At 53.5% G+C, this 13,877-nt stretch carries 14 protein-coding genes and 2 tRNA genes; 5 read left to right on the top strand and 11 right to left on the bottom strand.

Annotation, left to right across the window (positions count from 1 at the left end; all coding sequences use genetic code 11):
- The first annotated feature begins 57 nt into the window (after positions 1-57).
- Complete coding sequence (locus ACFOSD_RS12485) at positions 58-2,241, top strand: YgiQ family radical SAM protein (RefSeq protein WP_380697015.1); 2,184 nt, start codon at positions 58-60, stop codon at positions 2,239-2,241.
- Here ACFOSD_RS12485 and ACFOSD_RS12480 read toward each other — a convergent pair.
- The 4 genes from ACFOSD_RS12480 to miaB are packed head-to-tail and all read right to left on the bottom strand — an operon-like array spanning position 2,233 to position 6,041.
- Positions 2,233-3,129: an HlyC/CorC family transporter gene (locus ACFOSD_RS12480; RefSeq protein ID WP_380697013.1), complete on the bottom strand. Its 897-nt coding sequence runs from the start codon at positions 3,127-3,129 to the stop codon at positions 2,233-2,235. The genes ACFOSD_RS12485 and ACFOSD_RS12480 overlap by 9 nt on opposite strands.
- Positions 3,126-3,620: an rRNA maturation RNase YbeY gene (gene ybeY / locus ACFOSD_RS12475; RefSeq protein WP_380697011.1), complete on the bottom strand. Its 495-nt coding sequence runs from the start codon at positions 3,618-3,620 to the stop codon at positions 3,126-3,128. The genes ACFOSD_RS12480 and ybeY overlap by 4 nt, the downstream gene beginning before the upstream one ends.
- The gene (locus ACFOSD_RS12470) at positions 3,617-4,639 is read right to left on the bottom strand and encodes a PhoH family protein (RefSeq protein WP_380697009.1); all 1,023 of its coding nucleotides are present in this window, start codon (positions 4,637-4,639) and stop codon (positions 3,617-3,619) included. The genes ybeY and ACFOSD_RS12470 overlap by 4 nt, the downstream gene beginning before the upstream one ends.
- A 46-nt stretch (positions 4,640-4,685) precedes the next feature.
- Entirely contained in the window at positions 4,686-6,041 is a 1,356-nt protein-coding gene (gene miaB / locus ACFOSD_RS12465; RefSeq protein ID WP_380697007.1) for a tRNA (N6-isopentenyl adenosine(37)-C2)-methylthiotransferase MiaB, read from the bottom strand.
- A gap of 161 nt (positions 6,042-6,202) precedes the next feature.
- On the opposite strand from miaB, the gene ACFOSD_RS12460 reads away from it, so the two are divergent.
- Together ACFOSD_RS12460 and ACFOSD_RS12455 are read left to right on the top strand one after the other, a co-directional pair.
- Complete coding sequence (locus tag ACFOSD_RS12460) at positions 6,203-6,535, top strand: DUF1820 family protein (protein ID WP_380697005.1); 333 nt, start codon at positions 6,203-6,205, stop codon at positions 6,533-6,535.
- Positions 6,536-6,555: 20 nt separating this feature from the next.
- On the top strand, positions 6,556-7,383 hold the full coding sequence (locus tag ACFOSD_RS12455) for a glucosaminidase domain-containing protein (RefSeq protein ID WP_380697003.1): 828 nt from the start codon (positions 6,556-6,558) through the stop codon (positions 7,381-7,383).
- Here the strand turns inward: ACFOSD_RS12455 and ACFOSD_RS12450 are convergent.
- The 4 genes from ACFOSD_RS12450 to ACFOSD_RS12435 all read right to left on the bottom strand — a co-directional run bounded on the left by ACFOSD_RS12450 (position 7,358) and on the right by ACFOSD_RS12435 (position 8,949).
- Entirely contained in the window at positions 7,358-8,395 is a 1,038-nt protein-coding gene (locus ACFOSD_RS12450; protein ID WP_380697001.1) for a polysaccharide deacetylase family protein, read from the bottom strand. The genes ACFOSD_RS12455 and ACFOSD_RS12450 overlap by 26 nt on opposite strands.
- 24 nt (positions 8,396-8,419) lie before the next feature.
- Positions 8,420-8,494: transfer RNA gene (locus ACFOSD_RS12445), tRNA-Gln, on the bottom strand.
- Between the two features lie 27 nt (positions 8,495-8,521).
- Positions 8,522-8,598 (bottom strand) — tRNA-Met (locus ACFOSD_RS12440).
- 120 nt (positions 8,599-8,718) lie between these two features.
- Positions 8,719-8,949 (bottom strand): hypothetical protein, encoded by a 231-nt coding sequence (locus ACFOSD_RS12435; RefSeq protein WP_380696999.1) that lies wholly within the window; start codon positions 8,947-8,949, stop codon positions 8,719-8,721.
- Between the two features lie 83 nt (positions 8,950-9,032).
- Here ACFOSD_RS12435 and ACFOSD_RS12430 point away from each other — a divergent pair, with 83 nt between their 5' ends.
- Together ACFOSD_RS12430 and murI are read left to right on the top strand one after the other, a co-directional pair.
- Positions 9,033-9,518 (top strand): hypothetical protein, encoded by a 486-nt coding sequence (locus ACFOSD_RS12430; RefSeq protein WP_380696997.1) that lies wholly within the window; start codon positions 9,033-9,035, stop codon positions 9,516-9,518.
- Between the two features lie 77 nt (positions 9,519-9,595).
- Positions 9,596-10,408, top strand: a complete 813-nt coding sequence (murI, locus tag ACFOSD_RS12425; RefSeq protein WP_380696995.1) for a glutamate racemase — start codon at positions 9,596-9,598, stop codon at positions 10,406-10,408.
- 94 nt (positions 10,409-10,502) lie between these two features.
- Here the strand turns inward: murI and ACFOSD_RS12420 are convergent, their stop codons facing one another.
- Genes ACFOSD_RS12420 through ACFOSD_RS12410 form a run of 3 tightly spaced genes read right to left on the bottom strand, consistent with a single transcriptional unit; the run spans position 10,503 to position 13,763 of the window.
- Positions 10,503-11,246 carry an alpha/beta hydrolase gene (locus ACFOSD_RS12420; protein WP_380696993.1) on the bottom strand — a complete coding sequence of 248 codons (744 nt, stop codon included), beginning with the start codon at positions 11,244-11,246 and terminating at the stop codon, positions 10,503-10,505.
- Positions 11,216-11,779 carry a cob(I)yrinic acid a,c-diamide adenosyltransferase gene (locus ACFOSD_RS12415; protein WP_380696991.1) on the bottom strand — a complete coding sequence of 188 codons (564 nt, stop codon included), beginning with the start codon at positions 11,777-11,779 and terminating at the stop codon, positions 11,216-11,218. Before ACFOSD_RS12415 ends, ACFOSD_RS12420 begins: the two co-directional genes overlap by 31 nt.
- Complete coding sequence (locus ACFOSD_RS12410; RefSeq protein WP_380696989.1) at positions 11,772-13,763, bottom strand: ATP-binding protein; 1,992 nt, start codon at positions 13,761-13,763, stop codon at positions 11,772-11,774. The genes ACFOSD_RS12415 and ACFOSD_RS12410 overlap by 8 nt, the downstream gene beginning before the upstream one ends.
- Positions 13,764-13,877 lie beyond the last annotated feature (114 nt).

The following is a 13,877-nucleotide window of genomic DNA, read 5'->3' as shown; positions in this document are numbered from 1 at the left end:
GCATCGCGGTGGAAATCCGTACAATAGGCCGCCTATTCCTTCCTTTGTTGTTATGTCATGTCAGCCGCAAACGTAAAACCCCTCTACGACTACCGCAAATACTGGGCCGAATGCTTTGGTCCGGCGCCGTTTCTACCCATGAGTCGGGCCGAAATGGATTCGTTGGGCTGGGACAGTTGCGATATTATTCTTGTCACCGGCGATGCTTATGTCGACCATCCGAGCTTTGGCATGGCGGTGGTAGGGCGTGTCTTGGAAGCGCAGGGGTTTCGTGTGGGCATCATCGCTCAGCCGGATTGGCAATCTACAGTGGACTTTAAAGCCTTGGGGCAGCCTAACCTGTTTTTCGGGGTGGCCGCTGGCAATATGGACTCCATGATCAACCGTTACACGGCTGATCGTAAAGTCCGTTCGGACGATGCTTACACACCCGGCGGGCAGGGTGGCAGTCGCCCGGACCGTGCCACCATTGTGTACTGTCAGCGCGTGCGCGAAGCATGGCCAGACGTGCCGGTGGTGATTGGTGGAATTGAAGCCAGCCTGCGGCGCTTGGCGCATTACGATTATTGGTCGGACAAAGTACGCCAGTCTATCTTGGTCGACAGCCATGCTGATCTGTTGTTATACGGCAATGCGGAACGCGCCATTGTGGAGATTGCCCATCGTGCTGCACAGGGCGAACACCCGCGTGATATGCACGACATCCGCGCCACCTGTTATGTTACCAAAGCCTTGCCCGATCATTACGCGCGTATTGATTCACGGACGTTGGATGCACCGACCAAACCTTTTCAGCCCACCAACCCATATCAGGTAACGGAAACCGCAACCTGCAGCGACAGCAAAGCGAAAGCAGCGCGGACAGGCGTGGCCGAAGATGGCGCGATGGGAGCCGTGGTGGTGGATAATGAAGTCGAGCCCGTTCGTATGTTGGGCGCGGCCTCCAATGCGCCAACGTTCATTGAGCTGCCCGATAGCCAAGCCGTGCGGCAGGACAGCATGCTCTATGCGCATGCCTCGCGCGTCTTTCACCGCGAAACCAACCCCGGCAATGCTCGCGCTGTGGCGCAACGGCATGGTGATCGGTGGGTGTGGCAAAACCCGCCCGCTATTCCCTTAAGCACTGATGAGCTGGACTGGGTATTTGAAATGCCCTACCAGCGTGTGCCGCACCCAGCCTATGGTGATGCGGTGATTCCGGCGTATGACATGATCAAGTTTTCGGTCAATATCATGCGCGGTTGTTTTGGCGGCTGTACGTTTTGCTCCATCACCGAACACGAAGGGCGCATCATTCAGAGCCGCTCGGAAGATTCGGTCATTCAAGAAATTGAGCGTATACGTGATCAGACACCGGGCTTTACCGGTGCGATTTCAGACTTGGGCGGCCCCACGGCCAATATGTACCATCTGACCTGTAATGACCCTGAAATAGAAGCCAAGTGTCGGCGGCCTTCGTGCGTGTATCCGACCATTTGTGGGAACTTGATCACCGATCACAGCCCTACCACACGGCTATACCGACGGGCTCGTACTTTACCCGGCATTAAGCAAATTCGTATTGCATCGGGTCTACGTTATGACCTTGCAGTGAAAGACCCGGAATACGTGAAAGAGTTGGTTACGCATCATGTGGGCGGGTACTTGAAGATCGCTCCGGAGCATACAGAGTCCGGCCCACTGGATTTGATGATGAAGCCGGGCATGGGAGCCTACGACGAATTCAAAGAGATGTTTGACCGCTTCTCGCGGGAAGCCGGTAAAGAGCAGTACCTGATTCCGTATTTTATTGCCGCGCATCCTGGCTCTACAGATGCCGATATGCTGGCACTGGCGCTCTGGTTAAAAGCGCATAAATTTCGTGTTGATCAAGTGCAGAATTTTTACCCGTCGCCCATGGCAACGGCCACGGCCATGTACCATACCGGTAAGAACCCGTTGAAGCCGATGAAAACACAATCGGCGATGAATATTTTCTCGGCACGCGGCAAGCAACAGCGCTTATTGCACAAGGCGTTTTTGCAATATCACCGACCAGAAAACTGGCCACTGTTGCGGCAGGCCTTAAAACGCATGGGGCGGGCGGATTTAATTGGTAAAGGTAAAGCACACTTGGTGCCGCCTGAAGGGGTGCAGCGCGACCGATTTGCACCTAAGCACGTCGCGCGCACGCAGCATACAGGACTACCGACGAACCCGCGTGCTAAACGTCGCGGTTCGTCGAAGGCGCGCTCAGCCTAGCGCGCTGGTGTCCGTGGTGGTGAGTGGGATGGGCAACTGTGAGGCAGGGGCCACCAGCAGTTGAATGATCCGACGTTCGTCGGCGCTTTGTACCGTGAACAGCAAATCAGCTATGACCACCCGTTCACCGCGTTTCGGTAAATGCCCGAATACATGGGTTACATAGCCGCCAATGGTGTCAAATTCTTCATCGCTCAGTTCGGTGTCGAAATGCTCGTTAAAGTCTTCGATTTCCGTCAGCGCGGCGACACGGAATTGCTCTTTATCGATTTGTTCTATGTCTTTTTCTTCCGTTGGATCGTGTTCGTCTTCAATGTCCCCGACGATTTCCTCAAGAACATCTTCAATGGTGACCAATCCGGCAACACCACCGTATTCATCAACCACCACCGCCATGTGATTGCGTGTTTCACGGAAGTCACGTAACAGGCGATTCAAGCGTTTAATTTCCGGCACGAACACCGGCTGACGAATGATTTGCTGCAAGTTGGCGGCAATTTTCTCAGCATCGAAGTGATAATCTTGAGCCAACTGTAGAATGTCCTTGGCCAGTAAGATGCCGGTCACGGTAGAGCTGTCTTCACTCAGCACCGGAAAGCGCGAGTGGGACGAGGCCACAATCTTTTTCATGATGTCGGCAAAGCTGTCGTCGTGCTCTATGCAAACCATGTGTGAGCGCGGCACCATGATATCTCGGGCGTGCTCGTCGGACACTTTCATGGCACCTTGCATGATATGAAGGGCGGATTGGTCCAGCAGTTCGTTTTCGTGCGCTTCTTGTAAGAGTTGTAAGACTTGTGCTTTGTCACGCAACTCCGATGAAAACGCATCGGCTAGCTTTTCCAGCCAGCTACGTCTGCTGGACTGACTACTCGGTTCTTCGCTCATGGCGTGAGGCTCTCGCTCCCGTCGGTGGTTAACAAATAAGGGTCTGGGATGTTTAAAGCGGCGAGCAGCTCGCGCTCTAAATCTTCCATTTCTTCTGCATCTGCATCATCAATATGGTCATAGCCCAATAAATGCAAGGTCCCGTGGATAACCATGTGCGCCCAATGATGCAATTCCGGCTTGCCTTGTGCAATGGCTTCGTCGTTTACAACGGGCAAACACACCACCAGATCACCCAAATAATCGGGGTCTTCGGTGAATTCAGGTGGGGCTTCGAAGGGAAACGATAGGACATTCGTGGGTTTATCTTTTTGCCGATAGCGGGCGTTTAAGGCTTGCGATTCGCTGTTATCCACCAGGCGGACGGTTAACTCGATAGGCGCCTGCAGTCGCTCGGCGATCTGGCCGAGCCAGCCGACAATTTGCCCTTCGGTCGGTCGCATGCCCGCCGTGGTACACACGTCTTGTAGATGGATATGCGGGGTGATCATGCGCCTTTGGACTCGTCGCTGGCATCCCAGGCGTCGTAGGCATCGACAATGCGCTGCACGACGGGGTGACGTACCACATCTTTGGAGGCGAAATGGGTAAAGCTGATGCCTTGTACGCCCGCCAATACGCTGACCGCGTGCTTTAAACCGGATTGTTGGTTGCGCGGCAAGTCCACTTGCGTCGGATCACCGGTAATCACCGCCGTCGAGCCAAAGCCTATGCGCGTCAGGAACATCTTCATTTGCTCTCGCGTGGTGTTTTGGCTTTCATCCAAAATGATGAACGCATGGCTCAGGGTACGGCCACGCATATAGGCCAGGGGCGCTACCTCGATGATGTTGCGTTCGATCAGCCGATCCACTTTTTCAAAGCCTAGCATTTCGTACAAAGCGTCGTAGAGCGGACGCAAGTAAGGGTCAACTTTTTGGGCCAAATCACCGGGCAGGAAGCCCAGCTTTTCTCCGGCTTCAACCGCCGGGCGTACCAGAAGAATGCGTTTCACATCATCACGCATGAGTGCATTAACCGCACAGGCCACGGCTAAGAAGGTCTTTCCCGTGCCCGCCGGACCAAGGCCGAAATTGATGTCATGCCGCTGCACCGCTTCAATATACGCGGTTTGGTTCGGGCCTTTAGGCCGAACCACCAGCTTTGGGGTGCGGATTTCATTTAAGCGCGGGTTTTGCCACGGGTTATCAGCGCTGATGTCTTCGCTTTTCAGGCGCTGCTCGATTTCAGCATCTTGCAGATGCAAATGCACGAGGTCAGGGGATAAATCTTGTCCGCCCTTGGTGTGTTGATACAACTCGGAGAGTAATTTCTTCACCACCAAACCCATGTGTGCCTCGGCCTTCACTTCAAAGTGATTGCCCCGGCTTAGAATACGCACATCCAGACGCTCTTCAATCAAGCGCAGGTTTTCATTGGATAAGCCACATAAACTGGCCAGACGGTGCGGATTGTCTGGATTGAGATCAAATTGTACAGCTGTGATGTCACGGGTGTCTGTGGTCGTCACCAAACAGGTTGCCTCGTCATAATAGAGTGGGTGGTCAAAGTATAGATCAATACGCGAGATCAGCGTTAATCAGCTCACCCCGCAAAGAATTCGGGTAGGCTTCTGTTATACGCACTTGCACGAACTTGCCTATCAGACTTTCGTCGGTGGCCGGGAAATACGTTAAGCGGTTGTTTTCGGTTTTGCCTACCATTTCACCAGGATTACGCAGCGAGGGGTTTTCAACCAGCAACAGTTGGGTCGTGCCGATCATGCGTTGGGAAATGTCCATCGCCATCTGGGCAATACGGTCTTGCAGAATCTTCAGACGTTGCCGTTTGACCTCTTCTGGCGTGTCGTCGTCCAGTTGTGCCGCCGGAGTGCCGGGGCGGGCACTGTAGATAAAACTGAAAGAGTGGTCGAAACCCACCTGTTGAATGACGTTCATGGTGTCCATAAAGTCTTGCTCGGATTCGCCCGGAAAGCCAATGATGAAGTCGGACGAAAAACTGATGTCGGGGCGCAGTTCCCGGATACGCATCAACTTGTCGACGTATTCAGCGGCGCTGTGGCCACGTTTCATGGCCTTTAGAATATTGTCACTGCCGCTTTGCACCGGCAGATGCAAATGACTGACCAGTTCGGGCACATCGGCGTAAACATCGATCAGGTTGTCGCTGAACTCTACCGGGTGTGACGTGGTGAAACGAATGCGGTCTATGCCATCGATTTGCGCGGTAACGGTAATCAATTCCGCTAAGTCGGCTATGCTGCCGTCGTGTTTAGGACCTTGGTAAGCATTGACGTTTTGGCCCAAAAAGTTGATTTCGCGCACGCCTTGCGCCGCCAAGTGTGCCACTTCGGCCAGTACGTCATCGTAAGGGCGGCTAACTTCTTCTCCACGGGTATAGGGCACCACGCAGAAGGTGCAATATTTTGAACAACCTTCCATGATGGAAACAAAGGCAGTGACACCATTGCTGCTCGGCGCAGGCAGGTGATCAAACTTTTCAATTTCGGGAAAGGTCACATCCACCGCCGCAATGCGATTGCCGTTCGCCGTAGCGCTGCCACCTTTGAGCAGTTCAGGCAGTCGGTGCAAGGTTTGCGGGCCAAAAATCATATCAACATAGGGCGCGCGCTTGCTGATCGCATCACCTTCTTGGCTGGCAACACATCCGCCCACGCCAATCTTCAGATTAGGGTTCTTCTTTTTTAACTTCTTCCATCGCCCAAGTTGATGGAAAACCTTCTCTTGGGCCTTTTCCCGTATTGAGCAGGTGTTCAGTAAAATAACATCGGCATCTTCCGGTGACGAAGTAAGCTCCATGCCTTCGCTGTCTTTGAGTAGATCGGCCATCCGCGCCGAATCGTATTCATTCATTTGACAGCCATGGGTTTTGATGAACAGCTTTTTGGTCATGGTGGTTAGCTTTGGGCTTTTACCGCAGAGGTTAAGGGCGCGCATTATACCTGTAGAAGACACGAAAACCCAGTGTGCTGGGTGAGGTTGAAATGCTGTGCTACCATCGCCATTTACTGCTTCGTCGTTGGCAGTGTTCAACATTTATTAGTGGTAGAGCAATGACTGAGAAAAAACGGGTGTATCGCGTCTTGTTCATTCATCAAGACAAGGTGTATGAAGTCTTTTGTCGAGAAGTAACCCAGAGTGATATGTACGGCTTTATTGAGTTGGGTGGCTTCATTTTTGGCGAGCGCTCACAGGTGCTGGTTGATCCCGGCGAAGAAAAATTAAAAGCAGAGTTCGCCGGTGTGAAGCGCAGTTATGTGGCCATGCAACGCATATTGCGCATAGACGAAATGGATAAAGAAGGCGTCGCTAAAGTGCGCGACAGCAGTACAAAGGGTGACGTTACGCCGTTTCCCTTGCCGCCGCGTCCGGCAGGCCGGAACTGAGATTACCTAGGAGTAAAGCGATGGCACAGCCTATCTATCCCCGGCAGGCAGGTTTGTCCTATACCTGGTTGATCCTATCTTTTTGTGCCATTGCCGCCGCCGCATGGAGTTTTAAGGCGGGTACTGTCTTGGAAAATGAGGAATTGGATGCTCAGCGTCAACAAGCGGAGGCTGAAGCGTTGGTGATGCTGGACCTGCCTGATTTTGCGGCAGAGCCCACCGTACAAGCGAAAAAGGACGCATTTTTTGGTTTTTTGGAGCCCCTCGCCGAGGCGGAAAATGCCCGTGTGGCTCGGTTGCGTGATGAAGTGGAGCAATGGCGGGCAGATTTGGATTCAGGGCGAGCATTGAGCGCTGAGACTCTTGAGCGCTTGGAGGTGATTACGGCCCGTTATTATGTCTCAGACGACTTGGCCACTTCAGACCAAATAGATGAGCTGCTCATTAAAGTGGACACTATTCCCATGTCATTGATTTTGGCACAAGCGGCCAATGAATCGGCATGGGGAACATCGCGTTTTGCATTGGTGGGTAATAATTTGTTCGGTCAATGGTGCTTCTCTGTCGGTTGTGGCGTGGTGCCGGACAGTCGTCCTGAGGGTGAAGTATATGAAGTTCGGGCTTTTGAGCACGCCGGGCTGTCGGTACGGGCCTATATTCTGAATCTCAACCGGCATCGGAGCTATGCGGATCTGCGTGCCTTGCGGGCGGAGCGGCGCGCGCAAGGGCAAGCGGTGACTGGTTTGGATCTCACGCCGGGGCTGTTAGCGTACTCCATCCGGCGCGAGGAATATGTCGACGAACTCAACGCAATGATTGAGTTTAACGATCTGCTGGACCTTGATTGATCAGCCATTGTTGCGACAACCAGTAATAGACACCACTTTGCGATCGGGAGGGTGCGGTGCAGTTGTAGCGTTGGCGCCCCTCACGCAGCGGGCTTTCGGTTTGGGTGATCAACCAGCCGTCTTCCAGTTGGGTCGGTAAAGGCTCGCCACCGCCGGAAAAACATTGCACCGCATGCCAGCCAACATCCAGGTTTTCTAGCACTCGCACCCGCAATTCAGGTGTGCGATTGTTGGTCACCGGGTCAACCAGCGGAAACTCGACGGGCAGCGGGCGACTGCGCAGCTTGGGGCGCAAGGTGTTCAAATTGGCATAGATGCCGCCAGCGGCGTAGCGAGGCAGTGCCATCCAGTCAGAAAATTCGCCGACCCCCCCTGAGTGCTGTCCAAACGCTAATTCATAGCCTTCTTCGCGCAAAGCCGCTTGCAGCAAATCGTTATATTCACCGTATGGATAGGCCAAAACCTTGGGCAGTGTAGTGCCAAGTTCTTCTTCCAAACGCTGTTGAGCGGTACGGATGCTGGTCATGGCATCGTTCAGCCAGGCGTCATCATAGCGTTCAGAGCGCACCAAATATTCATGGCGATGGCTGTGATTCAAAATGGTTACCCCCGCCGCATGCATTTCGCGATGCATGTCCCAGGTCATCATCAGGCGAGAGCCTTGGTCTACGGCAAAGGTTGCGGTAAACAAGGTGAAAGGGAAGTCAGCCTCTTGCAGCATGGGCCAGGCAGTGGTGTAGATATTTCGATAGGCGTCGTCAAAGGTTATGGCAACGGCGTTTTCGGGTAATTCCCGGCCCGCTTGAATTTCCTCAATGGCCCACAATAGATCTACCACCTCATGGTGATCTTGAAGGTAGTCTAAATGTTCTTGAAAAACATCCACACGCGTTGATGTCGATGGCGGTGTGTCGTTCGCCACATGGTGATACATCAAGATATTCAGAGCGAAAACAGCGGGTGAAAAAAACAGAATAACGAAGCCGAGAGCTGCTCGGAAGAAAACGGACATAGGTGCTCCAATGAGGCAGAGAGATGGCTGGGCTGGGAGGATTCGAACCTCCGAATGCCGGTACCAAAAACCGGAGCCTTACCACTTGGCGACAGCCCATCTACTCTCAACATTGTAGCCCTAGGTTGGTGGCTATGGCTAGATTCGAACTAGCGACCCCAGCATTATGAGTGCTGTGCTCTAACCAACTGAGCTACATAGCCCCGAGGACGAAGCGCATTATCCTTATATTTCACGGAGTGTCAACAAAGGGTAGGAAAAAAATTTAAAAGATTTCAATCAGTTATGGGCTTTACTGAGCCCATAACTGAGCAAAGGAGGCGTTAGGCCAAAGGGTCGGTATTCAAAGGTTTGTCACCGCCCATTGGGTGCACGGGTAAATACGCCGAATAATGTTGAATGCGAATGAGCGTGCTTGCGGTCAGCAGCGCAGCAGCCACCGCATGATGGTGCAATTGCCCCAGCGTCAGTAAGCGGAAGTTGTCTTCACTCATGGCGTAGGTCAGAATCTCGTCATCAGTGAGTAAGTTCTTGCCGAGTGTGATAGGTGTCATCGCTGAATCTCCTCTAACTGACTATAGAATCGGCGGCGGTGGCCGTTACTTGAGAGTAGGGAATCAAATAAGTGGTCTGCGTTATGACATTACGAATCGTTTTTGTGTTTTTAGGGTTGCTGTCACTGGGGGTGGGTGCGACACCGGTAACGACGTTGCAAGGAATTTACGCCCTGCCGGTGTCCGTGGTGTATGTCCAGCGCTTGGGGTATTGGCGGCATGGCTTGTTGGACGGCAATTACCGTGTGGTGGTGGTAGAAGAAGACAGCCGCTATCAGCGCCATCAAATGCACATCCAATGGCTGTGCCAGTGTGAAACCGGCTTGGTGGCGATTCGTGGGATAGATGAGCTGAATGTGGATGAACGCTTTATTTTTACCCCGCCGACGTTTCGCCGCATAGACGACATCGATACGCTGGATTTTGTGGCGCGTGACACGCGTACACAGGAGGACTTTGCGGTACAGATTCGCTTGCTGGGGTTGGGTGAATATGAGTTGTTACGACAACGCTTACCCGACACCGACCGGCGCCAGGTGGTTTCTCCGGCCGACGCCCCTTCGCAATAGTGTATTGGGGCGCTACAATGCGCCCCTTTATGTCGACGTATACGACAACTTTTTACCTCTAGCACGCGGACCAGATTATGAATAACGCGCCCATTGGCGTCTTTGACTCGGGGCTGGGTGGGCTCACGGTACTGGCGGAGTTACGCCGCTTGTTGCCGCATGAAGATATGATTTATCTCGGCGACACCGCCCGTGTCCCCTATGGTACCAAAAGTTCAGCCAGCGTTACGCAATATGCCTTGCAGGTAGCCAAGAAACTGCGCTTGCAAGACATCAAAATGCTGGTCGTGGCCTGCAATACGGCCTCGGCCATGGCGCTGCCCGCGATTCAGGCTGCATTACCGGACTTACCTGTGATCGGCGTGATAGAGCCCGGTGCTCAGCGTGCCGTGAATACCAGCCAGAATGGCCATATTGGCGTGATTGCAACCGAAGGTACGATTTCACGAGGAGCCTACACCTCGGCCATTCATCATCTGCATGAGGATGCGGTGGTTACCGGCCAGGCGTGTTCCTTGTTTGTGTCGCTGGTGGAGGAAGGCTGGATCAGCGGGCCCATAGTAACGGAGATTGTGCGGACCTACCTTGAACCTTTTTTTACCTTGGATACGCCGGTGGATACTTTGGTGTTAGGTTGCACACATTATCCGGTGTTGCGGTCGGTGATTGCTGAAGTGATGGGGCCTGAAGTACGCTTGGTGGATTCAGCGGAAACCACGGCCAATGTGGTGCGGGATTATTTACAGACATCTGGATTGAGGGCTGAACGCTCCGTATCCGGCTACACCGAGTTCCAGGTCACCGACGGGCCGGAGCGCTTTGCGCGGGTGGCGGGTATCTTTTTAGGCCATGAAGTAGAGTCAGGCCTCGTGCATCTGGTGGATCTGTAACATCTCCTAGCGTGGTCCGTATTTCTTCGATCCTTGGATGGGTGGCTTCACAAGAGCGTAGAGGTATACCTCGAAAGCTCATGTTTAGGGTTAATCACAAACCCAAGTGATCTAAAAAGTCCAGCATGGCTTCCTGACTGATCCGCCATTGCTCAGCGGGCAATATCGTCGCGATGCCGTCTTCTGCTTGTGCTCCATAGGCGCCAAACTGCGCATGGTTAGCCCCTGCAATCAGTTGCAAATCTGAACGCGGGGGAAGTAAGCGTTGCGCACGCAAGCGATCGTCGGCCGTCACCAGTCCATCTTCAGTGCCAAATAACAGCAGCGTTGGGGGACCATCTTCCGGGTAGCGGCGCTGGGTTGGGTAGGCCGCCAGTAACAGCACAGCCGCATAGTCGCCCTCATCTAACGCATGCCCGGTGGCAACGGTGCCACCCAGGCTGTGCCCGGCAAGTACCCATTGTTCAATCTCCGGGTACATCTCTCGCACATCCATGGCGCGATCTTTCGACAAAATGGCTAAGTCCTGACGCATCACAGGCACCACCACCAAATAGCCTTCACGCGCCAATGGCCGCAACAGCGGGGCGTAGGCTTGTGGTTGAACTTTTCCGCCTGGATAAAAAATGATGCCGGTGCGCGGCGCCACCTGTTGCGGCAGCAATAGTACATCCTCGTCTTGCACCACTTGCACGAGTGAGTCATCACTCAACGCCCAGCGTTCGTTGTCCAGTAGGCTCGCCGTCGGTGAGAATAAGCCACACCCGCTGGTCAGCGCGAGCGTGACCCATACCCCAAACGTTAGGCCTAGACGGAGCGTTGATGACGACTTTGCCACAACACCTCCTGACCCCCGTTTTCGCGCGCGATAACGCGGCTGAGTACAAATAGAAAATCCGATAGACGATTCAGGTACTGAATCGCCAATAGGTTCAAGCTTGGGTCTTCGGCTTGTGCCGCCCACAGTTGGCGCTCTGCCCGGCGCGCCACGGAGCGCGCAACGTGCGTGCGCGATGCGGCTTCGTTTCCGGCGGGCAAGATGAAATTTTCCAATGTCGGCAGGTCCGCGTTCAAGCGGTCAATATGTGCTTCAAGATCACGCACCAGTTCCGGACTAACGAGCGTATAACCAGGCATAGCCAGCTCACCGCCTACGTCAAACAAATCGTGTTGCACCTGATTCAAAACAGCATCCAGTGGATGTTGCTCACCCAAAGCGGAGCGAATATGACCGATCCAACTGTTGGTTTCATCCACATCACCCATAGCGTGAACACGCGGCGAGAATTTAGCAACTCGGTCATTGGTGCCAAGGCCTGTCGTGCCCTGATCACCGCCCCGGGTGTAGATTTTGGTCAAACGGTTAGCCATTCGGGTTGTCCTGTGTCAACGGAAGTTTAATGGTGAAAGTAGTACCCACGTTGGGCTCAGATTGTACGGTCAATTGCCCGCGATGGTGTGACGTAACAATAAAGTAAGCCACACTTAAACCGAGCCCGGTGCCTCGGCCCACTTCCTTGGTGGTAAAGAAAGGTTCAAAAACCCGTTTGCGCGTGCTGGCGTCCATACCCTTGCCATTGTCGCGTACTTGAATAATGCAATAGTGGCTACTTTTTTGGCACTGAATGCGAATGTGCCCAACAACATCATCATCCGTCTGGCGGTCAAGAATCGCTTGATGGGCATTTTTCAGCAGGTTAAAGATGACCTGTTCAATTTCCGTATTGGCCACTGGCAGTTGCAGCGCCGTACAGTCTGCCCAATCTCGTTCAATAACCAAGCGCTCCTTACGGATCTGGGCGCGTAAATCCAAGTCACTCAAGGCGATGGCGAGCGCGCGTTCGAGTAAATCAGTAATTGAAGCCTGTTGAAGAACCGTATTACTTTGCCGACTGAATTGCAGCATGTTGGTGACGATAGCGGCAGCACGATTGCCCGACGTTAAGATGTGGTCCAAGAACTTGGGTATATCCCGGCGTTTGAAGTACTGTTGCAGGATGTTCAGGTCGAGTTGCAAATCTGCGGCGACGCGTTGGTTGGCTGGCGTCTCGGGTTTTAAGCGCCGCTGGATGGTTTGCACACTTTGTACGATCGCACTGAGCGGATTATTGATCTCGTGAGCCATGCCCGCGGCCAAGCCGCCCACGGACATCATTTTCTCGCTTTGCACCATCATATCTTCCATGCGTACCTTGTCGGATACATCGTCTATCCGAATGACCGCGCCGATGGTGCCTTTTAAATGCAGCGGGTAAATCATCATGTCGAGCTTGTAGTCCATGTGGCCTTCCCGATAACGCACCCGCTCTATATGCTGGGTTTCGCGCTCCATGAGGGCCAGGCTCAAACGGTCCATGTACTTGTGCATAAAGGGAAAGGCTTCGTCCAAGCTATAGCCCAGTGCCAAGTCCAACGGTCGGCCACTCAAGCGGCTGGCCTCGTCGTTCCATTGGGTAATGCAGGCATTTTCATCCACTGCGATCAATACCGACGGCATGGAGTTGATCATGGCGTTCAGATAGGCCTGAAATTCCGTCAATTTTTGCTCGACTTTCGAACGTACTTGAACCTCAAATTCCAAGCGTTGGTTGGCGGCGCGGGTTTCGCTGGCTAACGTTTGCGCTTGCACTTGAGCTTTCTCGGCCCGGTCGCGCTCGCTTTGTAACTGCACATCGCGTGTTTCAACACGTTGCAGCATGTCGTTAAAGGCATCGACCATTTCGCCGATGTTGTCGTCTGGCCCTTTGGTGGCGCGCAGGGCAAAGTTCTGTTCTTCGCTGACCGTCCGCGCCAATTCTATTAATTGCAATATGGGTCGTGAGAGGGCGATCTGTACACGATAAGAGAGAATAGATATCGCACCGAACCCAAGCACCGCCATGCCCAGTAGTTTCCACCAGAGTTGGTCGAAATAGTCGCTGATCAGGCTGGCATTGACCGCAGTATAGAGTTGCCATTGGCCACCTTCGTCCAAGGTGGTTAGGCGCTGCACACGCGGAAAGGATAGCTGCTCGGGCAGGTCGGCTATGGCAGAAGGCAAGGGGGATCGTGGCGTGCGGTTGAAATCAGCAACACGCACACCGTTTTCATACAAGGCCGCGCGTTCAAATAGACTGGGGTATTCCTCCCACAGTTTGGCGCGCTCGGACCAAAGTTCGGTGTGGTTGATGTCTTCGGGGAAGCCGCGAAATCCGTCTTCAAATCCGGAAATCCAGGTGGGCGCCAGGCTTTGGAAGGAAAACATCAGCATCGCAAGAAGGCTGACTAACACGGTAGTAAGAGCAGCGCCACCCATCAACAGGGCATTTTTTAAGAAGAGACGATAATGTAAAGGACGCTGTTTTAACACGATCACGATGGCGTTCCGTTGGTACCACTGAACAGAAACTCAGGGTATAACGAACAAGGCGCGAATGCACCGAATTTCCGTGCTCGATCTCCCCCCGCAGCGGCTTTGATGCTGGCTTAG

It is taken from the genome of Salinispirillum marinum (genome assembly GCF_042650105.1).
Lineage (GTDB): Bacteria > Pseudomonadota > Gammaproteobacteria > Pseudomonadales > Natronospirillaceae > Salinispirillum > Salinispirillum marinum.
Note: the sequence above shows the minus strand (reverse complement) of the source record. Positions and strands in the feature narration are given on the sequence as shown.